The following is a 22,565-nucleotide window of genomic DNA, read 5'->3' as shown; positions in this document are numbered from 1 at the left end:
CGCCCCATCATGGCCGACCGGGTCTCGAGGCTCGGCGCTGGCGCGCCTCGCACCTCAACCTCCGAGGACGTGGTCAGGACGCGGCGCTGGCGTTCGTCGCTGCCGACGCGGCGCGGTACTCCGTCGCCCGGGTGGCGAGGGCGTTCTGCAGCTCGCGGACGGGCAGCGGCTGCTGGAGCGTCTTGCGCTGGCGCAGCTGCAGGGTGACGAAGGTCTGGTTGCCGGCGATCGGGCGGGACTCGATCATCCCGACCCGGTGCAGCGGGCAGCCGATCACGGAGTAGTCGGGCAGCACGGTCACGCCGACGCCCTCGGCGACCAGCGCCTTGCCCATCTCGGCGCCGTCGGTGCTGTGTGCGGCCGGCGGGACCTCGGGGCCGAAGGCGCGGTGCACGTAGCGGTGCATGACGTAGCCGGCGCGCATCATCACGAAGCGCTCCATGCGCAGCTCGTCGATCGTGACCTGCGGACGGGCGGTGAGCGGGTGCCCCGCCGGGAGTACGGCGACCGGCCGGCCGTGCAGGAGGTCGACCCCGTCGAGGCCGATCGGCGGGTCGTCGCCGTCGAGCACGTTGACCAGGCCGAGGTCGAGGGTGCCCTCGGCGAGCTGCTCGTCGATCTGCGCCTGCTGGAGGGTGAGCACCTCGACGGTCGTGCCGGGGTGGCGCTCCTGGAAGGCGCGCACGGCGGGGACGAGGAGGGTCGAGGTGGCGGCGTGCACGGTGCCGACCCGGATCACGCGGGTGTCGGTGCGCTGGTCGCCGGCGGCCGTGCGCAGGCGGTCGACCGCGGCGAGCACCTCGTTCATGTAGGGAAGCAGCTCCCGGCCCTCGCGGCTGATCCGTGCGCCCGAGCGGCGGCGGTCGAGCAGGGTGACCCGCAGCTCGCGCTCGAGCTTGGTGATCGCCTCGCTCAGCGCCGGCTGGGAGAGGTGGAGCTTCTCGCTCGCCCGGCGCAGCGAACCGTGCTGCGTCACCGCCGCGAGGTACTCCAGCTGTTCGATCCGCATGTCCTGCTCCTGATTCCTGGCCCTGAGTGCTCCGGCCGATCACGCGATCGGCGAATCCTGCCGCTGCAGGCCTTGCCGGTCCCACTAAGTCAAGTAAGTCTGTAGACAAACAGTAACACGACTGTTCGTCTCGCCACGACCCGCAAGGAGAGAACGCCCCATGACCGCTGACCTCACCACCGCGACCGGCACCGCTGCCGGCGGGTGGACCGACCGACCGACGACCCCGGAGGGATGGCTCGAGCGGGCCCGCCAGGTGGCCACGACGCTGGCGGCCGACGCTGTCGAGCGGGACCGCGCGCTCGCCGTACCCACGGCCGAGGTGCAGCTCCTCAAGGACTCCGGGCTGGTCACCCTGCTCGGCCCGGTCGAGCACGGCGGTGGTGGCCAGGACTGGACGACCGCGCTGCGTGTCATCCGCGCGGTCAGTGCCGGCGACGGGTCGATCGGCCAGCTGCTGGGTTACCACCTGCTGTGGTTCTGGGCGGCGCGCCTGGTCGGCACCCCCGAGCAGATCGCCGCCGTCGAGGAGCAGGCGACCAAGGAGAGGTGGTTCTTCGGCGGCGCGGTCAACCCCCGCGACGCCGACCTGGCCATCACTGTCGAGCACAGTACCGAGGACGGTGACGGCGAGCTCGTCTTCCGCGGTGAGAAGTCCTTCTCGACCGGCGGCCGGATCTCCGACGTCACCGTGCTGGAGGGCGTCCTGGAGGGCACGGACCAGCACGTCTTCGCGATCGTGCCGACCGACCAGCCGGCCATCCGGTTCAAGGGCGACTGGGACACTCTCGGTCAGCGGCTCACCGAGAGCGGCGGGGTCGTCATCGACGGCGTCCGCACGCCGTGGGCCTCGGCTGCCGGCTACGTGCGCACCGACGCCGGCTGGGAGTTCCAGCCGCGGGTCTACAACACCCTCAACGTGCCGCTGATCCAGATCATCTTCGCCAACATCTACCTCGGCATCGCCGAGGGTGCGCTGGCCACGGCCGCGACGTACACGCGGGAGAAGACCCGCCCCTGGCCCTACACGCCGGACCTCAAGGAGACGGCGACCCAGGAGTTCTACATCCTCGAGGCCTACGGCGACCTGCGCTCGAAGCTGTGGGCCGCCGAGGCCCTGGCCGAGCGGGCCGCGACGCTGATCGAGGCGATCAACGCGCACGCCGACACGGTCACCCCGGAGGAGCGCGGCGAGGCTGAGGTCGTCATCGCCGCGGCCAAGCAGGTCGCGATCGACACCGGCCTCGAGATCGGCACCCGCGTGTACGACGTCACGGGAGCCCGCGCGACCGCGAGCTCGGTCGGCCTCGACATCTTCTGGCGCAACATCCGCACGCACAGCCTCCACGACCCGGTCGCGCACAAGCGTGCCGAGGTGGGCCGCTACGCGCTGCTCGGCGAGCTGCCCGAGCCGACCTGGTACACGTGAGGAGGTCGCGATGAGCATCACCGAGACCCGCTCCCTGCTCGAGGAGCTCCGGGCGTCGTACGGACCGGTCTTCGAGGAGATCGGCCTGGGCACCCTGCAGCGCGAGCTCGACGACGTGCTGCCCGACCAGGAGGTGCGCCGCCTCAAGGAGCGCGGCTTCGGGGCGCTGCGCGTCCCGACCCGGTACGGCGGCCGCGGGGCCTCGATACCCGAGCTCACGCAGCTCTGGATCGACCTCGCGGCCGCGGACAGCAACCTGCCGCAGGCACTGCGCGGCCACGCGGCCCTCGTCGAGGACCGGCTGTGGCAGCACGCGCGGGGCCGCGACCAGCGGGTGTGGTTCGACCGCTTCGTGGACGGCGAGATCGCCGGCAACGCGTGGTCGGAGGTCGGCGCGACCGCGATCGACTCCCAGCAGACCGTGCTCACCGCCCAGCCGGACGGCAGCTTCCGGCTGACGGGGAGCAAGTTCTACACGACCGGCACGATCTACGCGGAGTGGGCCGACGTCTACGCCCGCATCGTGCGTGAGCCGGCCGAGGGGGCCGGCCTCGGGCAGGAGCCGGAGTTCGCGATCGCGATCGTCGACACCCGCGAGCCCGAGGTCACCGTCACCGACGACTGGGACGGCTTCGGCCAGCGCGGCACCGGCAGCGGCACGACCACCTTCGACGGCGCGATCGTCGCGGCCGCGGACGTGCTGCCGTTCGGGGAGCGCTTCCCGTACCAGACCGCGCTCTACCAGCTGAACCTGCTGGCCGTCCTCGCCGGCATCGGCCGGGCCGCGGTCGACGACTTCGTCGAGCACGTCCGCAACCGCGAGCGGAACTACTCCCACGCCAACGCGTCGCGGGTGCGCGACGACCCGCAGGTGCTCGCCCGGATCGGCGAGGCATCCGCCGCCGTGTACGCCGCCGAGGCGGCCGCGCTGCGGGTCGCGCACGCCGTGCAGGAGGTCGCCGACCTGGCCGCGGTGGCGGCGGACGTGCCCGAGCAGGTGGCGGCCGCGAACGAGCGGGCCGAGATCGAGTCGTCGGCGGCCCAGGTCGTCGTCACCGACCTGGTGCTCCGCCTCACGAGCGACCTGTTCGACACGCTGGGCGCCTCGGGGACCGCCATCGCCAAGGGGCTCGACCGCCACTGGCGCAACGCCCGCACGGTGTCCTCGCACAACCCGCGCATCCTCAAGGCGCGGGTGGTCGGTGGCCACCTCGTCAACGGCACCCCGCCGCCGTACGCCTGGGCCATCGGTCGCACCGCGCGCTGAAAGGTTCTGCCTCTCGCAGGGTCGTCGGTTCCACGGGGCCGGCGACCCTGTTGCGTCTTGCGTCCCGCCATCTGTCCGCTAATGTCTATCGAACTACTCGACTTATCTCCGAGGTGCATCCCATGACCGACAACGTCTTCGACCGCGAGGCCTTCGCGGAGCCCATCAAGTTCGCCTACTGGGTCCCCAACGTCAGTGGGGGACTGGTGGTCAGCAAGATCGAGCAGCGCACGGACTGGAGCTACGACTACAACGTCGAGCTCGCCCGGCTCGCCGAGAACAACGGCTTCGAGTACGCCCTCTCGCAGGTGCGCTACATCGCGTCGTACGGCGCCGCCTACCAGCACGAGTCGACCAGCTTCAGCCTCGCGCTGCTGCTCGCGACCGAGCGCCTCAAGGTGATCGCCGCCGTCCACCCGGGCCTGTGGCAGCCGGGCGTGCTGGCCAAGTTCATCGCCACCGCCGACCAGATCTCCGGCGGCCGCGCGGCCATCAACGTGGTCAGCGGCTGGTTCAAGGACGAGTTCACCAAGCTCGGTGAGCCATGGCTCGAGCACGGCGAGCGCTACCGCCGCTCGGAGGAGTTCATCCGCTACGTGCGGGAGATCTGGACCTCCGAGCACGCCGAGCTCAACGGCGACTTCTACCGCCTGCACGACTTCGACCTGAAGCCCAAGCCCTTCGAGGTCCCGGGCCGCGCCCACCCGGAGATCTTCCAGGGCGGCAACTCCACCGATGCCCGCGGCATGGCCGGCCGGGTCTCGGACTGGTACTTCGCCAACGGCAACACCCCCGAGGGCATCTCGGAGCAGATCCAGGACGTCACCGACGTCGCGACCGTCCACGGCCGCAAGGTGAAGTTCGGCGTCAACGGCTTCTTCATCGGCCGCGACACCGAGGCCGAGGCCCGCGACGTGCTGCGCGAGATCGTCGACAAGGCCGACCGCGAGGCCGTCGAGGGCTTCGGCTCGGCCGTGAAGCAGGCCGGCCAGAGCACCGGCGACAAGAAGGGCATGTGGCAGGACTCCGAGTTCGCCGACCTGGTGCAGTACAACGACGGCTTCCGCACCGGCCTGATCGGCACGCCCGAGCAGATCGCGACCCGGATCATCGAGTACAAGAAGCGCGGCGTGAACCTCTTCCTGCTCGGCTTCCTGCACTACCTCGAGGACGTCGCCTACTTCGGGCGCGAGGTGCTCCCGATCGTCCGCGAGCTCGAGGCCGCGGAGCTGGAGCGGGTCTGATGTCAGCGGCACCCCCGGTGGTCGAGGAGGTCGTGCAGCGACCGTCACGAGACCCGGCGACCCACACCGCCGCCTCGGCGATCGCGACGGCCACCGACCTGGCCGCCGCCTTCGCCGAGGACTCGGCCCGGCGCGACCGGGAGCGGATCCTCCCGGTCGCCGAGGTCGAGGCGCTCTCGGCGTCCGGCCTGCTGGCGATCACCGTCCCCGTCGAGTACGGCGGCCCGGGGCTCGGCGCCGAGGTGCTGGCCGAGGTCGTGCGGATCCTCGCCACCGGCGACCCCAACGTGGCCCAGGTCCCGCACAGCCACTTCGTCTACGTCAACGCGCTCGTCGAGCAGGGCAGTGAGCAGCAGAAGCGCTTCCTGCTCGGCGAGGTCGTCGCCGGCAAGCGGTTCGGCAACGCGCAGTCGGAGATCCGCAGCCGCCACGTGCGCGAGCACGCCACGACCCTGCGGCCCGACCCCGACCGGCCGGGCGATTGGGTGCTCGACGGCGAGAAGGGCTACGCGACCGGTGCCTACCTCGCGCACTGGATCCCCGTGCTGGCGCACCTCGGCGAGGGCGGACCCCTCGCCGTGGCGTGGGTCGAGCGCCACGCCGGAGGCGTCACGGTGATCGACGACTGGGACGGGCTCGGGCAGCGCACGACCGCCAGCGGCACCGTCCGGCTCGAGGGAGTACGGGTCGCGGCGGACCGCGTGACGTCGTACCACCTGACGTTCGAGCGCCCGCAGGTGTACGGCGCCTTCGCGCAGCTGCTCCACGCCGCGATCGACGCCGGCATCGCCCGCGCGGCGGTGCGGGAGGCGGCCGCGTTCGTGACCACCAGCAGCCGTCCCTACCCGGACGCGCTGGCGCTCTACGACACCGAGGGTGCCGCCGACGACCCGTTGATCGTGCAGGCGTTCGGGGAGGTCGAGCTGCAGGTGCGGGCCGCCGAGGCGCTGGTCGCCGAGGCGGGTCGCGCGGTCGACCGGGCCCGTGCGGACCTCACCGCGGAGACCGCCGCCGAGGCCAGCCTCGCGATCGCCGCGGCCCGAGCGTCCACGACGGCCGCCTCGCTCGAGGCGTCCAGCCGGCTCTTCGAGGTGGCGGGCACCCGCTCGGCGCTGCGTGGCCTCGGCCTGGACCGGCACTGGCGCAACGCCCGCACGCACACCCTGCACGACCCCGCCGCCTGGAAGGTGCACCACCTCGGTCGCCACGCGATCGACGGCACGCCACCGCCCAACCACGGCCAGATCTGAGCGGTGGTCGAGGACGTCGCGCAGCGACTGTCACGAGACCTCTGCACCCGAAAGGCAACCGAGACAATGTCCCTGAAGTTCCACTGGTTCCTGCCCACCAACGGCGGCGACGGCCGCCACGTCGTCGGCGGCGGCCACGGCGTCAACCCCGGCCAGGCCGGCCGTCCGGCGGACGTCGCCTACCTGACCCAGGTCGCGCGCGCCGCCGAGGACAACGGCTTCGAGGCCGCGCTGACGCCGACCGGCGCCTGGTGCGAGGACGCGTGGCTGACCACCGCGATGCTGAGCCAGACCAGCGAGCGGCTGAAGTTCCTCGTCGCGTTCCGGCCCGGTGTGGTGGCGCCGTACCTCGCGGCCCAGATGGCGGGCACCTTCCAGAACCTCAGTGGCGGCCGGCTCCTGCTCAACGTCGTGACCGGCGGGGAGAGCCACGAGCAGCGGATGTTCGGCGACTTCCTCGACAAGGACGAGCGCTACGAGCGGTGCGGGGAGTTCCTCGAGATCGTGCGCCGGCTGTGGACCGGCGAGACCGTCGACTTCACCGGCAAGCACCTCTCGGTCGAGGCCGCGAAGCTGGGCCAGATCCCCAGCCCCGTGCCGGACATCTACTTCGGCGGGTCCTCGCCGGCGGCCGGCAAGGTCGCCGCCGAGCACGCCGACGTCTACCTCACCTGGGGCGAGCCGCCGCAGGCCGTCGCCGAGAAGATCGCGTGGATCCGCGAGCTCGCCGCGGCCGAGGGGCGCGGCCCGGACAACCGGCCGATCCGGTTCGGCATCCGGATGCACGTGATCACCCGCGACACCTCCGAGGAGGCGTGGGCCGAGGCCGACCGGCTGCTCAAGGGCATCGACCCGGCCACGATCAAGCAGGTGCAGGAAGGGCTGCGGCGCAGCGAGTCCGAGGGCCAGCGCCGGATGCTCGACCTGCACAGCGGGCGCACCGACGACCTCGAGATCTACCCCAACGTCTGGGCCGGTGTCGGCCTGGTCCGCGGCGGCGCCGGCACCGCGCTGGTCGGCAGCCACGAGGAGGTCGCCGACCGGATCGCGGAGTACGCCGAGCTCGGCCTCGACGAGTTCGTGCTGTCGGCCTACCCGCACCTCGAGGGTGCCTACTGGTTCGGCGAGGGCGTGCTGCCGATCCTCGCCGAACGCGGCCTGTGGAAGTACGACGGCCCGCAGCGCCACCACGGCGCATCGGTCCCGTTCGCGTCGGTCGGGCGGTGACGGGCGTGAGCACGCGCACCGCCGTCGTCGTCGGCAACCCCAAGCCCGCCAGCCGCACGCTGTCCGCCGCGCTGCACCTGCACCGCGAGCTGGTCGGCCGCGAGCCGGACCTCGTCGTCGACGTCGCCACGCTCGGCGCCGGCCTGGTCGACTGGACCGATGCCGCCATCGACGGGCTCGTCTCCGAGGTGGGTCGCGCGGACCTGGTGGTCTTCGCGTGCCCGACCTACAAGGCGACGTACACGGGGCTGCTGAAGCTCTTCCTCGACCGCTTCGCGGCCGGCCAGCTCTCGGGCGTGGCCGTGCCGCTGATGCTCGGTGGGGGACCGGCGCACGCGCTGGCCCCGGAGCACGGTCTCGTGCCGCTGCTCAGCCACCTCGGAGGCGTGGTGCCGGGCAGCGCGCTCTACGTGCTCGACAAGGAGCACGACGACCCGGCGGCGTACGCGGACTGGCTGTCCCGGAGCAGGCCCGTCGTGGAGAAGCTGCTGCGCCCGGCGTCCTGACCCTCCGTCCCTCATCCACCTCGTCTCGGGAGGCACGATGACCAACCCACCTGCACCACAGGGACCCACTCCGCGTCGCGTCGCGCTCGCGGCCGCGGTCGGCGCCACGATCGAGTGGTACGACTTCTTCCTCTACGGCACCGCCGCCGGGCTCGTCTTCGACAAGCTCTACTTCAACGGCCTCAGCGGCAGCGCCGCGACCTTCGCGGCGTTCGGCACCTTCGCCGTCGGCTTCCTCGCCCGTCCGATCGGCGGCCTGGTGTTCGGCCACTTCGGTGACCGCGTCGGACGCAAGGCGATGCTGATCTGGACGCTCGTGATCATGGGGGCCGGCACCGCCCTGATCGGCCTCCTCCCGTCGTACGACGACATCGGGGTCCTCGCGCCGATCCTGCTCGTCGTGCTGAGGGTGCTCCAGGGCATCGGCGTCGGCGGCGAGTACGGCGGCGCGGTGCTCCTCGCCGTCGAGTTCGCTCCCGCCGAGCGGCGCGGCTTCTTCGGCAGCTTCGCCCACATCGGCGTCCCCGGCGGGCTCTTCCTCGCCTCCGGTGCCTTCGCGATCGCGAGCCGCCTGCCGGACGAGCAGTTCCTCGCGTGGGGCTGGCGCGCCTGCTTCCTGCTGAGCATCGTGCTGCTCGCGATCGGCGCCTGGATCCGGCTCTCGGTCATGGAGACGCCGGCCTTCCGGGAGGTGCAGCAGCGCAAGGAGGTCAACTCCGTGCCGGTGCGCGAGCTGTTCCGGCGTCAGCCGCGCACGCTGCTGCTCGGCATGGGCACCCGCTTCATCGAGGGCTTCACGTTCAACCTCTACTCGGTCTTCCTGCTCGCCTACGCCGTCAACACGGTCGGTGTCGCGCGGTCGACCGTGCTGAACGCGATCATGGCCGGGGCCGTGCTCGGCGTCGTGATGACACTGGTGGCGGGTGCCCTCAGCGACCGCCTCGGCCGGCGGCCCGTCTACCGGGTCGGTGCGCTCGCGGGCCTGGTGATCGCCTTCCCCGTCGCGGCCGCCGTGCACTCCGGCGGCACGGTCGCCGTCAGCGCCGCGTTCGTCGGTGGGCTCGGCCTGGTCTACGGCACGGTCTACGGGCCGCTCGCCGCCTTCTGGAGCGAGCTGTTCGACACCCGCTACCGCTACTCGGCGCTCAGCGCGCTCTACCAGCTCTCCGGCGTCGTCGCGTCCGGGCTCACCCCGCTCATCGCCGCCTGGCTGGTGGAGCTGGGCGACGACTCGCTGTGGCTCGTGGCGTCGTACAACGTGGCCGTGGCGGTGCTCAGCCTCGGCTGCATGGCGCTCCTGCCGGAGACCCGCGGCCGCGACCTCACGGCGCTGCCGGAGCAGGCGGAGCGGCCGGTCGGCGGCCGGCACGCCGCCGCAGCGCCAGCCACGCCGGGAGACCCAGCACTGCGACGAGGATGAGCCAGGGGAGCAGGAAGCCGAGGACGGTCAGGGCGACGACGAGACCGTCGACGAAGCTGTCCCAGCCGTCCTTCAGCCCACTGGCGAAGCCGTTGTCGTCGTCCTTCTTCTTCGGCTCGTCCTCCTCGGGCTGCTCGACCGTGACGGTGATCGTGGAGAGGGCGGTCTGGTCGGCGAGGTACTTCTGCCGCGCGACCAGCGAGTCCAGGTCCGCCTGCCGGTTCGCGAGCTGACGCTCGATCGAGATCACCTGCTGCAGGTTGGTGGCCTGGTCGAGCAGCGCCTCGACCCGCGAGACGCTCGCCCGTTGGGCGCGGATCCGGGCGTCGACGTCGATCACCTCGGTGCTCACGTCCTCGCCCGCGGTGTTCGAACTGAGCAGCGTCGCCACTTCCTCGAGGTCGCGGGTCGCGTCCTCGAAGCTCGCGCTCGGCACCCGGACGACGAGACGGGCCGTGCTCATCTCGCCCTCGTCCCCGGTCGTCGTCTCCTGCTCGGTGACGGTGCCGCGGTACTTGTCCACGACCTTGCGCACGTCGAAGCGGGCCTTCTCGACGTTGTCGGCCTCCAGCGACACCGTGCCCGTCCGGATCACCGAGGTGCCGGGCGCGACGCGGGCGGCGTCCTTCGACGGGTCGACCTCCTTGGCGGCGGTTCCGCCGGCGCTGTCGGCCACGCCGTCGACCGTCGAATCGAGAGCGGACTCGGCGGCCACCGACTCGTCCGCGAGGGCGTCGCGCTCGTTCGCCCCGCTGAAGTCGGCGGGTTCGTCGGCGGCGACCGCGGCGTCGGCCGTGCCGGCGGAGTCGCCACCGTCGGACCCGGAGCCGGAGCATCCGGACAGCAGGGTGAGGGCGGCGACGGCAGTGGCCGCCGCGAGCGAGGCGGTGAGGCGGGTGCGGGTCGGGTTCATGGTGGTGCGACGTCGTACGCCGCCGGGTGGTTCCCTGCCTGCCGTCGGTTCCCTGCCTGCCGTCGGTTCCCTGCCTGCCGTCGGTTCCCTGCCTGCCGTCGGTTGCCTGCCTGCCGTCGGTTCCCTGCCTGCCGTCGGTTCCCCCGGGGCCTCTGGGAGACTGCAGCCGTGCGCAGTGCGATCGTCGTCGGGGCCGGGGTGGCCGGACTGGTCGCCGCGCGCGACCTGGCCGAGGCCGGTGCCTCCGTGCTCGTGCTCGAGGGCTCCGACCGCGCCGGTGGCAAGCTCCGCGGGGGGTCGGTCGCCGGGGTGAGCGTCGACGTGGGCGCCGAGGCGATGCTGCACCGCCGTCCCGAGGGCATCGCCCTCGCGGCCGACCTCGGCCTGCCGCTCGTCCACCCCACCACGGCCACCTCGAGGGTCTGGACGCGCGACGCGCTCCGCCCGCTGCCGCGCACCGTGATGGGCGCGCCGCTCGACCTCGACCAGCTCGAGGAGTCGGGGATCCTGTCGCCGGATGGGATGGCGCGGGCGCGCCACCAGTACGTCTCGACCGTGGCGGAGGGGGACGACGAGTCCGTCGGCTTCCTCGTGGGCAACCGCTTCGGCGACGAGGTCGTCGACCGGCTCGTCGAGCCGCTGCTCGGGGGTGTGTACGCCGGCCAGGCCCGCCACATCTCCGTTCGCTCCGCCGTACCGCAGCTCGTGGACCTCCTCGCGCGCAACGACTTCTCCCTGCCCGTTCCGGCGGGGGAGGCCCCGCCCGTCTTCGCCGCCGTGGACGGCGGCATGTGGCGGCTGCCCGCCGCGCTCGAGGCCGACCTCGCCGACCGACCCGGCGTCGAGATCCGGTACGACGCCCCGGCGAGTGCCGTTCGTCGTACCGGATCGGGGTTCGGGGTGACCACGCCGGCGGGCGAGGAGATCGCGGACCTGCTCGTCCTGGCGACGCCCGCCGCGCCGACCGCCCGCCTCGTGGCGGAGCTCGCCCCGGCCGCGGCCGACGACCTGGTGCGGATCGGCTACGCCTCGGTCGCGCTCGCCACCCTCGCCTACCGCGCCGACGACCCCGCGGTCGTCGAGGCGCTCGAGATCGGCGCCTCCGGCTTCCTCGTGCCGCCGGTCGACGGCCGCCGGGTGAAGGCCTCGACGTTCTCGTTCGCCAAGTGGGACTGGGTCCGCGCCGCCGGCGACGGCCTGCTGGTGCTGCGCACCTCCCTCGGCCGGTTCGGCGAGGAGGCGACCCTCCAGGTCCCCGACGAGGAGCTGGTCCGTGCCTCGCTCGCCGACCTCGCCGAGGCGACGGGCCTTCGTGCGGATCCGGTCGACGCCGTCGTCCAGCGCTGGGGCGGGGGACTCCCGCAGTACTGGGTGGGCCACGCCGACCGTGTCGCCCGCATCCGCGCCGCCGTCGCGACGGTCCCCGGCCTCGCCGTCTGCGGGGCGTCGTACGACGGCGTCGGGATCCCGGCCACCATCGCCTCCGCCCACACCGCGGCCGCCTCCCTCCTCACCTGACCCCCGCGAGGTGTGAGAGTTTCTCCGCCGAAGTGCGCCTGTTTCTCCGCCGAGGTGTGCGAGAAGTCGTCACACCTCGATGGAGAAAGTCACGCACTTCGCAGGAGAAAACCTCACACTTCGCGTGTCCCGCGAGGTGTGCCCCGTTGTCCCTGTCGGGCGGGACACGGGGCCCGGCACCTTCGGGTCATGACAACGCAGACCCACCTCCCCCCGACCGCCCTCGACCAGACGGGACAGACCGGCCAGACCGGGTCCCCGGAGGGCACCACCACCTACCCGCCGACCCGGTGGGCGCTCGCCGGCCTCCTGGCCGGCGTCGCCGGGATCGGCACCATGGTCACGTCGTCGATGGTGAACGCCGTCTACGACCCCGACCTCCAGGGCAACGCGGAGAAGATCTCCGAGCGCCTCAGCGACCTCGTGCCGCAGATGCTGGCCTTCCACACGTTCACGATGGTCAGCGCGGTGCTGATGATCGTGTTCGCGGCCGGCCTCTACCGGCGGCTGAAGGCGACGGCCGCCCGCGACAGCGTGCTGCCGCTGGTGGCCTTCAGCGGCGTGCTGGTCACGTCGGTCATGCTGATCGTCGGGTCCGGCCTCGACACCGAGTTCATCTTCGCGGCCGGCGACACGGACACCGTCGTCCCGGAGAGCGCGACCTTCTACAACCACTGGATCGGCACCGTGCCGTGGTGCTGGGGCCTGCTCGGGCTCTCCGGCATCTGCCTGTTCGGGCTCGCCCGCGCCGGTGGCCTGCCGAAGTGGCTCGGCCTCGTCGGGCTCATCGGCGGCGGCCTGACCCTCCTGCTCGGCATCTCGCCGCTGCAGTACATGGCCGGCATGACCGGTCCGATCGGTCTCGTCGTGATCGCCCTCGGCTTCCTCGCCGGTGACAAGGCCTTCCGCGGCCGCGCGTGAACGACCACACCACCCCGGCCGGTCCGGTCCCCATTCCGCCACGGAGGGGACCGGGCCGGCTGCACAATGTGCCGGTGCAGAGCGACCCCCGGCCCCGCGGTGCCCAGCTCGCCGCCGTGCTGGCGGTTCCCGTGCTCTGCGTGGCGCTCCTCCCTGCGGGAGCCTGGCTCGACATGACGGCTCCGGGTACCGGTCCCGGCGCCGAGATCTCCGAGGGCGCCGGCTGGCCCTGGATCGTGAACGGCGCCGTGCTCGGGATCCTCGCGGGCATCGTGCTGCTGCGCGACCGGGGGCAGCGGTTCGGCTGGGTGCTCGCCGCGTCCGGCCTCTTCTGGTCCCTCGACGGATTCGCCCAGAGCTATGTCCACGCCGGTCTCACCGAGCACGACCCGTGGCCCGCGATGACCTTCGCGCTGTGGTTCCTCAACCGCTTCGGCGCCTACCTCACCTCGGTCACGGCAGCCCTGCTCCTCGTGTTCCCGACCGGTCGCTTCCTCCCCGGGCGCTGGACCCCGGCGTCGTGGGTGGCGGTCGGCGGCCTCTTCCTGAGCGGCTTCGCGGTGATCGTGGCGCCGGCCGAGGGCGACCAGTGGCTCGACCAGGTCCCCGCGGGCGTCGACCAGGACCCGACCTCGATCAGCGCCTTCGCCGGCCACGGCCAGCAGCTGGTCTCGGCGGGGGTCGCCATCGGCGTCGTCGCCTTCTTCTTCTCCCTGCTGACCGTGGTCGTCCGCTACCGCCGGTCGGAGGGCCTCGAACGCGACCGCATGCGCTGGCTGCTGTGGTCGGTCTTCGTGATCGTGGCCGTCGTGCTCGTCAGCCTGGTGTTCCCGCTCCCCGGTGACGGGTACGCCGGTGCGTTCAGCGCCACCGTGCTGCCGCCGGCCGCGATGACCATCGCGATCGTCCGGCCGACCCTCGTCTCGATCCAGGACCTCCTCGCCCGCACGGCCGTCCTCGCCGCGCTGCTCGCCGTACTGGTGGTCGCGGACGCCGCCGTGCTGGGTCTGCTGACGCTCCTGCTCGACGACGAGCTGAGCCAGGCCCAGGTCGTCGGCGTGGTGCTCGCCGTGGCCGTGTTGCTCTACGGCCCCGCGCGCCAACGCCTCTCCGCGCTGGTACGACGCCTCATGCTCGGCGAGCGCACCAACCGGTACGACGTCGTGGCCGGCCTCGCCTCGACCCTGGAGACCACCGACGACAGCACCGAGCAGCTGGCCGCCGTCGCGCAGGCGGTCGCGAGCGCGTTCGCGATCCCGTACGTCAGCGTGGAGGTCGAGCGCACCCACGGCGAGCGCCTGGTGACGACCGTCGGCGAACGGCCCGACCAGGTCCGCACCCTGCCGATCACCTACCGCGACGCCACGATCGGCAGCCTCGTCCTGCCCGCGCGCGGCCTGCGCAGCCGGCTCAGCCAGCGCGACCAGCAGCTGCTCGGCGACCTCGTCCGCCAGGCCGCGACGGCTGCCCGGTCCAGCCAGCTCGCCGACGAGGTGCAGCGCAGTCGGGAGCGCCTCGTCACCGCCCGCGAGGAGGAGCGACGCCGGATCCGCCGCGACCTGCACGACGGCTTCGGTCCGGCGCTGAGCGGCATCGTCTTCCAGCTCGAGGCCGCCCGGATGACCGTCGACAGGGACCCGCAGCGCGCGCGGGAGCAGCTGGAGGCGGTCAGCGCGCACGTGCAGGACGTCGTGGCCGACGTACGACGCCTGGTGCACGACCTGCGCCCGCCCGCCCTCGACGACCGGGGGCTCGTCGGGGCGCTGCGCCAGCAGGCCGAGACCCTGGCGCTGCCGCTCGCCGTCACCACCGGGGGCGACCTGGCGGGCCGGCTCCCGGCGGCCGTCGAGGTGGCGGCGTACCGGATCGTGGGGGAGGCGCTCACCAATGTCGCCCGGCACGCGGAGGCGACCGACGTCCGGCTGAGCATCGACGTCGCCGACGACGACCTGCTCGTCGAGGTGGCCGACGACGGTGTCGGCATCGCCCCCGGGCGCACCGCCGGCGTGGGCCTCTCCAGCCTGCGCGAGCGGGCCGCCGAGCTCGGCGGCACCACCACGATCACCAGCCCACCGGGCGGCGGCACCGTCGTCTCGGCCCGACTTCCGCTGAGGACCCCCGCATGACTCCCGCCATCCGCGTCGTCGTCGTCGACGACCACCAGATCGTCCGCGACGGCCTCGTCGCCCTGCTCGGCGCCCTCGACGGCATCGAGGTCGTCGGCACGGCCGCCGACGGACGTGAGGCGGTCCACGTCGTCGACGAGACCGCGCCCGACCTGGTGGTCATGGACATCCAGATGCCGCAGCTCGACGGCATCGAGGCGACCCGCTTCCTCACCGGCCGCAACCCGGCGCTGCGGGTGGTCATGCTGACGATGAACGAGGACGACGACACGATCCTCGCCGCGATCCGGGCGGGCGCCTGCGGCTACCTCCTCAAGGGCGCGGGCGCGGAGGAGGTGCAGGCCGCGATCCGCTCGGCGGCCGCGGGCGGGATGGTGTTCGGCGCGAGCCTCGCCGCGCGGGTGGCGGCCTTCTTCGCCGGCGCGGTCGCCACGCCGTCGACCGACCGGGAGGAGGAGGCGTTCCCGGACCTGACCGACCGCGAGCGCGACATCCTGCACCGGATCGCCGCCGGCCGGACCAACGACGAGATCGCGGGCGAGCTCTACGTCTCCAACAAGACCGTCCGCAACGCCGTCTCGGCCATCTACGCCAAGCTCCACGCCACCGGTCGCGCGGACGCGATCGTCAAGGCACGGGAGGCGGGGTACGGACTCGCCTGACCGCTCGGCACAATGGAGTCATGTCGGACCCCCAGGCGCACATCAAGACCAACGCGGCGAAGATCAACGAGCTCAACGACACGATCCGCTTCACCATGTGGTCGGTCTTCAAGCTGGAGCAGCCGCTGGGCGCCGACGAGGTCGTCCGCAAGGCCGAGCTGGCCGAGCTCGAGGCGCTCGCCGCCGAGCTGGCCGCCGAGGACGTCGTCATCCGCGGTGTGTACGACGTCGCCGGGCTCCGCGCCGACGCCGACCTGATGCTCTGGTGGCACGCCGAGAGCAGCGACCAGCTGCAGGACGCCTACCACCGCCTCCGTCGTACCGCCTTCGGCAGTCGGCTCGCGCCCGTCTGGTCGCAGATGGCGTTGCACCGGCCCGCGGAGTTCAACCGCAGCCACCTCCCGGCGTTCCTGGCCGACGAGCGGGCGCACGCCTATGTCGCGGTCTACCCCTTCATCCGCTCCTACGAGTGGTACCTCCTCGACGACGCCGAGCGCCGCCGCCTGCTCGCCGAGCACGGCCAGATGGCCCGCGACTACCCCGACGTCCGTGCCAACACGGTGCCGAGCTTCGCGCTCGGCGACTACGAGTGGATGCTGGCGTTCGAGGCCGACGACCTGACCCGGATCGTCGACCTGATGCGCCACCTGCGGGGCTCGGAGACCCGGCGCCACGTGCGCGAGGAGGTGCCCTTCTACACCGGGCGGCGGGTGTCCTTCGCGGACCTGGTGACGCGCCTGCCGTGATCCTCCCGCCACGCCGCGGGATCGAAGTTTGCAAACTCTATTGAGTTAATGCACTATGGAGCCATGACCGGTTCCTCCCTCGCCTCGCGCGCCACCTGGCGCTCGGGCGGGCTGTGTTGTCCGTGCTGTTGATCCACCTCGACTGATCCAGCACCGACCCACCAGCCCCCGAAGGAACCTCCGATGACCCAGCTCGCTGTCCTGCCCCTCCTCGAGGTCGTGCGTGAGCACGCCGCCGACCCCGACCTCCTCCACCTGCTCGACCACGACCCGGACGAGCGGACCTGGATCCGCCTGCTCGCCACCGAGGACTACGAGCTCTGGCTGATCTCGTGGCCGCCCGGTGCCGCCACTGACTGGCACGACCACGGCTCCTCCTCGGGTGCCTTCACCGTCCTCGACGGCCAGTTGACCGAGCACACCTTCGACGGCGGCCTCCAGCTGATCGACCTCGGCGTCGGCGACGGCAAGGCGTTCGGGGCCGGCTACGCGCACGACGTCCGCAATGCCACCGACCGGCCGGCGCTCTCCCTGCACGCGTACTCGCCGCGGCTCACCACGATGACCCGGTTCCGCTTCCGCGGCGACCGGCTCGAGGTGCTCGGCGTCGAGCGGGCAGGGGAGGAGTGGTGACCGCGCTGTTCGCTACCGTCGTCGACATGGTGCGCAAGGAGGGCCTCCGGCCCGCCCCGCGGTACGACGGCGTGGACGCCCTGCTCGCCGACGCCCGCTCGCGCCTCGACCGGATCAGCCCGCGGGCCGCGTTCCAGGAGCTGATCACCCACGAGGACGTGCTCCTCGTCGACATCCGCCCTGCCGCCCAGCGTGCCGCCGAGGGCGAGGTCGCGCAGACACTGGAGCCGCTCGTGATCGAGCGCAACGTGCTCGAGTGGCGCTTCGACCCGCGCAGCGACGCGCGGATCCCCGAGGCGTCGTACGACCTCCGGGTGATCGTGCTGTGCCAGGAGGGCTACACCTCCTCGCTGGCGGCGGATGCGCTGCAGTCGCTGGGCATCCACCGGGCCACCGATGTCGTCGGTGGCTTCGCGGCCTGGCGGGCCGCCGGCCTGCCGGTGGCCGGCGTCGTCGCCTGATCAGGGCGTCTTGCCCTCCTGGACGTCGCAGTCGCACAGGCCCGCGATGTCCTCGGCGAGGTCGGGCAGGCTCACGATGCTGACCAGGGCGACGGCCGCACCGTCCTGGACGACGTCGTACGAGAAGGCGAAGTTCGCCTCGACGAAGGCTGTCGTGGTGGCCTCGTCGGCGAACTCGGCGTAGAGGACCTCGGCCGGGGTGGAGGCGCTGACATCCGCCTCGGCCGCCCAGCAGCCGAGCTCGTGCGCCTCCGTGGCCTCGCCGAAGAGAGGGGCGAGGGTCGGGTTGACGTCGGTCCACTTGTGGGCGGCGCAGTCGGCGTCCGCCGGAACCTCGCTCGCCACGAGGTCCTCGACGGCCTCGAAGCTGAGGTGGGCATTCTGTTGGGTGCGGTCGTCGGCTCCGGTGTCGCCGTCGTCGTCGGACCCGCCGCAGGCGGTGAGGCCGAGCAGGAGTGCCGGAAGCACGGACAGGGCGATGGCGCCGGACCGGCGCAGGGGGAGTGCGGGCATGGGGGGCTGCCTTTCCGAGAGTGCGAGGTGAGGCGACCCTAGGGCGGCCGTCGCCGGGTGTCCGGTGGTTGGGGAATCCTTTGCCCGACGGGGCTTTCGGCGCTGGTCCGGCTGGGTAGCGTTGGGGTATGGCATACGAGGTCGAGAAGACGGACGAGGAGTGGCGCGCGGCGCTGACTCCCGAGGAGTACCAGGTGCTCCGCAAGGCGGGAACCGAGCGTGCCTTCACGGGTGAGTACACCGACACCGAGACCACGGGCGTCTACCGGTGCAAGGCCTGCCAGGCCAAGCTGTTCGAGTCCGACACGAAGTTCCACTCGGGGTGCGGCTGGCCCAGCTTCTACCAGCCGATCAGCGACACCATCGAATACATCGAGGACAACTCGCACGGCATGAAGCGGGTCGAGGTCCGCTGCGCCAACTGCGGCTCGCACCTGGGCCACGTGTTCCCCGACGGCTACGGCACGCCGACCGGCGACCGCTACTGCATCAACTCGATCTCGCTGACCCTGGAGCCTGCTGACGGCTGACGCCGGACCGACGCCGGCTTGACGGACGCCGGACTTGCACATGAGAATCATTCTCATGTTGATCAAGTCCGGTGTCCTCGTCGTCCTCTCCTCCCTGACCTCGGGCGCTCTCGTCGCCTGCGGCACGGAGGGGTCGCCGTCCTCCTCGTCCTCCTCGTCCCCGTCGTCCACGCCTGCGGCCGCCACCGAGGTGGAGGCGCCCAGCCCCCGCCTCGCGATGACGTACGACGGAGGCGTGCTCGTCCTCGACGCGGGGTCCGGCGAGGTGCTGCTCGACGAGGAGGTCGACGGGTTCCTGCGGCTCAACCCCGCGGGGGACGGCCGGCACCTGCTCGTGTCGGGGGCCGGCGGGTTCACCGCCCTCGACACCGGCGCGTGGACCGACGAGCACGGCGACCACGGGCACTCCTGGGCCACCGAGCCGCGGCTGACCGGCTTCACCATCGACGCCCAGGAGCCCGGCCACGTCGTCCCGCACCACGGGCGGACGACCGTCTTCGACGACGGGACCGGCGCCATCACGGCGTTCGACCCGGCCGACCTGGCCGAGGGTGAACCGGAGCTCGACACCTGGCAGGCGGACGAGGCACACCACGGCGTCGCCGTGCAGGACGGCCACGGCAACCTGATCCTGACCGTCGGCGACGAGGAGTCCCGCAGCGGCATCAGGCTGATCACCGCCGCCGGCAACGAGCTGGCCTCCTCCGACGAGTGCCCCGGGGTGCACGGCGAGGCCTTCGCCGGCGACGTCGCGCTCTTCGGGTGCGAGGACGGGGTACTGGTCGTCGACGGCCGCGAGATCACGAAGGTCGACGCGCCCGACGCCTACGGCCGGATCGGCAACCAGGCCGGCCACGACACCTCGCGCTACGTGCTCGGCGACTACAAGGTCGACGCCGACGCCGAGCTCGAGCGGCCGACGCGGGTCTCGATCATCGACACCCGGACCGCGTCGCTGCGGCTCGTCGACCTGCCGGCGAGCTACAGCTTCCGCTCCCTCGGCCGTACGCCGGACGGCGACGCGCTGGTACTCGGCACCGACGGCCGGCTGCACGTCATCGACGTGGCGACGGCGAAGGTGACGGCGTCGGTCCCGGTCACCGCGAAGTGGCGCGAGCCGCTCGACTGGCACCAGCCCCGGCCGCTCCTGGAGGTCGTCGGCGACACGGCCTATGTCACCGAGCCGGCGACGAAGCAGGTCCACGTCGTCGACCTCGGGACCCTCGAGGTCGTCGACAGCCTGGAGGTGCCCCAGGTGCCGAGCGAGCTGCGCGGCGTCACCGGTTGATCCGGCCCGCCGTCGGCACCAGCCCGTAGGCTCGCCGCATGGCGAAGACCGCTGCGGCGATGGTGCAGGCCGGCGACCGCGAGGTCCGGGTGTCCAGTCCCGACCGGGTGATCTACGAGGCGACCGACCGGACGCCCGAGGTGACCAAGCTGATGGTGGCGGAGTACTTCGTCGCGGTCGAGGACGGGCTGATGCGGGCCCTGCGGGACCGGCCGACAGCCCTCGAGCGGTGGCCCGACGGCTACCGCGAGGGCTTCCGGCTCTCCACCGGCTACGGCGACGACGGCGAGGGCTTCTACCAGAAGCGCGTCCCCAAGGGCGCTCCCGACTACGTCGACCCGGTGCGGATCACCTTCCCCTCGGGGCGCACCGCCGAGGAGATCTGCTCCACCGAGATCGCCGTGCCGGTCTGGTGCGCGCAGATGGGGACCCTGACCTTCCACCCGTGGCCGGTGCGTCGGGCCGACGTCGACCACCCCGACGAGCTCCGCATCGACCTCGACCCCCAGCCGGGCACGGGGTTCGCCGACGCGGTCCGGGTCGCCGGGGTGGCCGACGAGCTGCTCCGCGAGCTCGGGCTCGTCGGCTTCCCCAAGACCTCGGGCAACCGGGGCGTCCACGTCTACGTCCGGATCGAGCCGCGCTGGACCTTCGAGGACGTCCGCCACGCCGCGATCGCCTTCGGCCGCGAGCTCGCCCGGCGCGACGAACAGGTGACCACGGCCTGGTGGAAGGAGGAGCGGGGCGAGCGGATCTTCGTCGACTTCAACCAGAACAACCGCGACCGCACCATCGCCTCGGCCTACTCGCTGCGGCCCAAGCCGGGGGCGCCGGTCTCGACGCCGGTCACCTGGTCCGAGCTCCCCGAGGTCTCCGACCCCCGCGACTTCAACCTCTTCACCGTGACCGAGCGCGTGGCCGACGGGGACCCGTGGGCCGCGATCGACGAGGCGTCGTACTCCCTCGAGCCGCTGCTCGACCTCTGGCAGCAGCAGGTCGACGCGGGCGAGGGCGAGCTCAACTTCCCGCCCGACTACCCGAAGATGCCGGGCGAGCCGCCAAGGGTTCAACCCAGCCGAAAGAACCCTGCGAACTGGGAAGACTCTTGATCTGACGTCGTCATGGGAGTGGGCACAACGCTCACTCACGGGATAACCTAAGTCACATGAGCGACGACCGCAAGGAGCCACGGCGGTTCCAAGGACCCACTGCCAGCAGCGTCTACACCCTCACCATGGGCTCGGTCTTTGCATCCTCCGCACTGAGTGTGCTGATCTCGAAGAATGACACTGGCTGGCTCTGGGCGCTGTTCTGCGGCGGTCTCGTGGCAGTGATCATCGGTGCCATCAAGGGCCTGCAGGACAGGGACTAGCCGGCCGTGTCGACAGCTCGGCTCGTAGATCTGCACCGCAGCTTCGCTCGTCACCTTCGGGCAGAGGGTAAGTCCGATCGGACGATCCAGATCTACGGACAGTCGATCCGGTTCTTCTCTGACTGGCTGGTCGCCCAGGAGCGCACCGCCACGCTCGACGAGCTCACCCGGCCGGCCATCCGCGAATGGCTCGCCCAGATGGCCGACTCCCGCGAGCCCGGGACCGTGAAGACGCGATACCGCGGCCTCTTCCGCTTCTGCGGCTGGCTCGTAGACGAGGAAGAGATCGCCGACAACCCGATGAAGACGTTGTCGCCGCCCGAACCCAAGGCCAAGCCGGTCCCTGTGCTCTCCGATGCCGAGCTCGCCGCGCTGATGAAGGCGTGCGACGGCAAGGAGTTCGTCGACCGTCGCGACGAGGCCCTGCTGCGCGTCCTGCTCGACTGCGGCCTTCGCGTCTCCGAGGCATGCAGCCTCACCGTCCCGCAGTACGACGACCGCGGCCGCTTGGTCGGCGGCATCGACCTCGACGACGGTATGGCCCTCATCAAGGGCAAGGGCGCCAAGCTCCGGCCGGTCTACTTCGGCGCCCGCACTGCCCGGGCACTCGATCGCTACCTGCGCACCCGGCGTACACACCGATGGGCCCACCTCGACGCGCTCTTCCTGACCCAGCGCGGCGCGCTCAGCGCCGACGGTGCCCGCGATCGCGTGAAGCTCCGCGGCGAACAGGCCGGCATCCTCGACCTGCACCCACACCGCTTCCGGCATACCTGGGCTCACGACTTCCTGATGAACGGCGGCCAGGAGCGCGACCTCAAGCGCCTCGCGGGCTGGTCCTCTGACGTCATGCTCGAGCGCTACGGCGCCAGTGCCGCAGACGCCCGGGCCAAGGCCGCAGCGCAGCGACTCAAAAGGGGGGATCGCGTGTGACGCCGCTGCTCGAGATCGGCGCACGGATCGCCGAGTGTCGCAAGGAACTCCGTTTCGAGAAAAAGTTCTACTGCCATGCAGACGGTCGAATGGTCGCTGGTGTCGTGTTCTTCGAAGGAGATCGCTACCTCTGGGTGGTCGGAGGGCGCGACGAGCACGCACGAGGCACGCTCTCGGATCTGTTCCAGGCGCTCACAGAGCATCGCAACAGCGAGGATTTGCGGCAGGAGTTCGGCCGCGACTGGCACGACCGGGTACACGACAACCTCCTTGAGTCGTACCGGAACGTGTCGAGGGCGGGCCACGCCGAGATCCCGCCGACCGCCTACTTGCTCTCAGACCCGTACTACGAACGCGACGCGCTTCTCCGCGAACGTGGCGTCGTCACATGGGAGCCCCTCGAGCATCACGCGCCCTGCCCGCGCTGCCATCGATCGGCAGTCCTACGCGTGTTCCCTGACGGCGTGAAGCAGGACGCGCCGGAATCGAACGCTTGATCGGACTCACAACGATGTAATACCCTCGGTAGCACATCGTGAATTGCCTGGTGCGTTTGGCGCCGGATCTGACCCGCGAGCAATGGGCCGCCGCGGGAGT

General features: G+C 71.8%; 23 protein-coding genes. 20 read left to right on the top strand and 3 right to left on the bottom strand.

Translation table 11 applies throughout. From position 1 onward, the window contains the following. Positions 1–73: 73 nt before the first annotated feature. A complete protein-coding gene (locus tag AC2YHB_RS02405; protein WP_179649811.1) occupies positions 74–1,009 on the bottom strand; it encodes a LysR family transcriptional regulator in 936 nt (311 codons plus the stop codon). A 160-nt stretch (positions 1,010–1,169) separates the two neighbouring features. Here AC2YHB_RS02405 and AC2YHB_RS02400 point away from each other — a divergent pair, with 160 nt between their 5' ends. The 7 genes from AC2YHB_RS02400 (at position 1,170) to AC2YHB_RS02370 (ending at position 9,352) form a co-directional block, all read left to right on the top strand. Then, positions 1,170–2,438, top strand: a complete 1,269-nt coding sequence (locus tag AC2YHB_RS02400) for an acyl-CoA dehydrogenase family protein (RefSeq protein ID WP_179649813.1) — start codon at positions 1,170–1,172, stop codon at positions 2,436–2,438. A 10-nt stretch (positions 2,439–2,448) separates the two neighbouring features. Then, the gene (locus AC2YHB_RS02395; protein ID WP_487353417.1) at positions 2,449–3,705 is read left to right on the top strand and encodes an acyl-CoA dehydrogenase family protein; all 1,257 of its coding nucleotides are present in this window, start codon (positions 2,449–2,451) and stop codon (positions 3,703–3,705) included. Between the two features lie 122 nt (positions 3,706–3,827). Then, positions 3,828–4,949, top strand: coding sequence for a dimethylsulfone monooxygenase SfnG (sfnG, locus tag AC2YHB_RS02390; RefSeq protein WP_179649817.1), 1,122 nt, complete (start codon positions 3,828–3,830; stop codon positions 4,947–4,949). After that, positions 4,949–6,199 (top strand): SfnB family sulfur acquisition oxidoreductase, encoded by a 1,251-nt coding sequence (locus AC2YHB_RS02385; protein WP_487353416.1) that lies wholly within the window; start codon positions 4,949–4,951, stop codon positions 6,197–6,199. Before sfnG ends, AC2YHB_RS02385 begins: the two co-directional genes overlap by 1 nt. 66 nt (positions 6,200–6,265) lie before the next feature. Then, complete coding sequence (locus AC2YHB_RS02380; protein WP_487353415.1) at positions 6,266–7,426, top strand: LLM class flavin-dependent oxidoreductase; 1,161 nt, start codon at positions 6,266–6,268, stop codon at positions 7,424–7,426. Between the two features lie 5 nt (positions 7,427–7,431). Next, on the top strand, positions 7,432–7,932 hold the full coding sequence (locus AC2YHB_RS02375) for an NADPH-dependent FMN reductase (protein ID WP_487353414.1): 501 nt from the start codon (positions 7,432–7,434) through the stop codon (positions 7,930–7,932). A 37-nt stretch (positions 7,933–7,969) separates the two neighbouring features. Next, entirely contained in the window at positions 7,970–9,352 is a 1,383-nt protein-coding gene (locus AC2YHB_RS02370; protein ID WP_487353413.1) for an MFS transporter, read from the top strand. Here AC2YHB_RS02370 and AC2YHB_RS02365 read toward each other — a convergent pair. Beyond that, a complete protein-coding gene (locus AC2YHB_RS02365) occupies positions 9,255–10,265 on the bottom strand; it encodes a DUF4349 domain-containing protein (RefSeq protein ID WP_487353412.1) in 1,011 nt (336 codons plus the stop codon). The two genes, AC2YHB_RS02370 and AC2YHB_RS02365, sit on opposite strands and share 98 nt — an antisense overlap. Positions 10,266–10,433: 168 nt before the next feature. Here AC2YHB_RS02365 and AC2YHB_RS02360 point away from each other — a divergent pair, with 168 nt between their 5' ends. The 7 genes from AC2YHB_RS02360 (at position 10,434) to AC2YHB_RS02330 (ending at position 17,332) form a co-directional block, all read left to right on the top strand. Beyond that, the gene (locus tag AC2YHB_RS02360; RefSeq protein WP_487353411.1) at positions 10,434–11,783 is read left to right on the top strand and encodes a protoporphyrinogen/coproporphyrinogen oxidase; all 1,350 of its coding nucleotides are present in this window, start codon (positions 10,434–10,436) and stop codon (positions 11,781–11,783) included. A 189-nt stretch (positions 11,784–11,972) separates the two neighbouring features. Next, positions 11,973–12,704, top strand: coding sequence for a hypothetical protein (locus AC2YHB_RS02355; protein ID WP_179649827.1), 732 nt, complete (start codon positions 11,973–11,975; stop codon positions 12,702–12,704). A gap of 74 nt (positions 12,705–12,778) precedes the next feature. Next, complete coding sequence (locus AC2YHB_RS02350) at positions 12,779–14,830, top strand: sensor histidine kinase (RefSeq protein ID WP_179649828.1); 2,052 nt, start codon at positions 12,779–12,781, stop codon at positions 14,828–14,830. Next, positions 14,827–15,492 (top strand): response regulator transcription factor, encoded by a 666-nt coding sequence (locus AC2YHB_RS02345; RefSeq protein ID WP_179649829.1) that lies wholly within the window; start codon positions 14,827–14,829, stop codon positions 15,490–15,492. The genes AC2YHB_RS02350 and AC2YHB_RS02345 overlap by 4 nt, the downstream gene beginning before the upstream one ends. A 20-nt stretch (positions 15,493–15,512) precedes the next feature. After that, complete coding sequence (gene hemQ, locus AC2YHB_RS02340; protein WP_036547713.1) at positions 15,513–16,238, top strand: hydrogen peroxide-dependent heme synthase; 726 nt, start codon at positions 15,513–15,515, stop codon at positions 16,236–16,238. Positions 16,239–16,421: 183 nt separating this feature from the next. After that, positions 16,422–16,871, top strand: coding sequence for a cysteine dioxygenase (locus AC2YHB_RS02335; RefSeq protein WP_179649830.1), 450 nt, complete (start codon positions 16,422–16,424; stop codon positions 16,869–16,871). Next, positions 16,868–17,332, top strand: a complete 465-nt coding sequence (locus AC2YHB_RS02330; protein ID WP_308645594.1) for a rhodanese-like domain-containing protein — start codon at positions 16,868–16,870, stop codon at positions 17,330–17,332. The genes AC2YHB_RS02335 and AC2YHB_RS02330 overlap by 4 nt, the downstream gene beginning before the upstream one ends. Here AC2YHB_RS02330 and AC2YHB_RS02325 read toward each other — a convergent pair whose 3' ends face one another. Then, positions 17,333–17,845 carry a hypothetical protein gene (locus tag AC2YHB_RS02325; RefSeq protein ID WP_179649831.1) on the bottom strand — a complete coding sequence of 171 codons (513 nt, stop codon included), beginning with the start codon at positions 17,843–17,845 and terminating at the stop codon, positions 17,333–17,335. It abuts the gene before it with no gap. A 128-nt stretch (positions 17,846–17,973) separates the two neighbouring features. On the opposite strand from AC2YHB_RS02325, the gene msrB reads away from it, so the two are divergent. The 6 genes from msrB to AC2YHB_RS02295 are packed head-to-tail and all read left to right on the top strand — an operon-like array spanning position 17,974 to position 22,465. Next, positions 17,974–18,375, top strand: coding sequence for a peptide-methionine (R)-S-oxide reductase MsrB (gene msrB, locus AC2YHB_RS02320; RefSeq protein ID WP_036547722.1), 402 nt, complete (start codon positions 17,974–17,976; stop codon positions 18,373–18,375). A 55-nt stretch (positions 18,376–18,430) separates the two neighbouring features. Next, positions 18,431–19,663 carry a zinc metallochaperone AztD gene (gene aztD / locus AC2YHB_RS02315; RefSeq protein WP_179649833.1) on the top strand — a complete coding sequence of 411 codons (1,233 nt, stop codon included), beginning with the start codon at positions 18,431–18,433 and terminating at the stop codon, positions 19,661–19,663. 38 nt (positions 19,664–19,701) lie between these two features. Beyond that, the gene (locus AC2YHB_RS02310) at positions 19,702–20,772 is read left to right on the top strand and encodes a DNA polymerase domain-containing protein (RefSeq protein ID WP_487353410.1); all 1,071 of its coding nucleotides are present in this window, start codon (positions 19,702–19,704) and stop codon (positions 20,770–20,772) included. A 56-nt stretch (positions 20,773–20,828) separates the two neighbouring features. After that, positions 20,829–21,035 (top strand): hypothetical protein, encoded by a 207-nt coding sequence (locus tag AC2YHB_RS02305; RefSeq protein WP_487353409.1) that lies wholly within the window; start codon positions 20,829–20,831, stop codon positions 21,033–21,035. A 6-nt stretch (positions 21,036–21,041) separates the two neighbouring features. After that, positions 21,042–21,968, top strand: a complete 927-nt coding sequence (locus tag AC2YHB_RS02300) for a tyrosine-type recombinase/integrase (protein ID WP_487353408.1) — start codon at positions 21,042–21,044, stop codon at positions 21,966–21,968. Further along, complete coding sequence (locus tag AC2YHB_RS02295; protein ID WP_487353407.1) at positions 21,965–22,465, top strand: hypothetical protein; 501 nt, start codon at positions 21,965–21,967, stop codon at positions 22,463–22,465. The genes AC2YHB_RS02300 and AC2YHB_RS02295 overlap by 4 nt, the downstream gene beginning before the upstream one ends. The last annotated feature ends 100 nt before the right edge of the window (positions 22,466–22,565 follow it).

The organism is Nocardioides sp. SRI_004 (assembly GCF_057586415.1).
The sequence above is the reverse complement of the archived record's forward strand: the minus strand, read 5'-3'. Positions and strand labels throughout refer to the sequence as shown.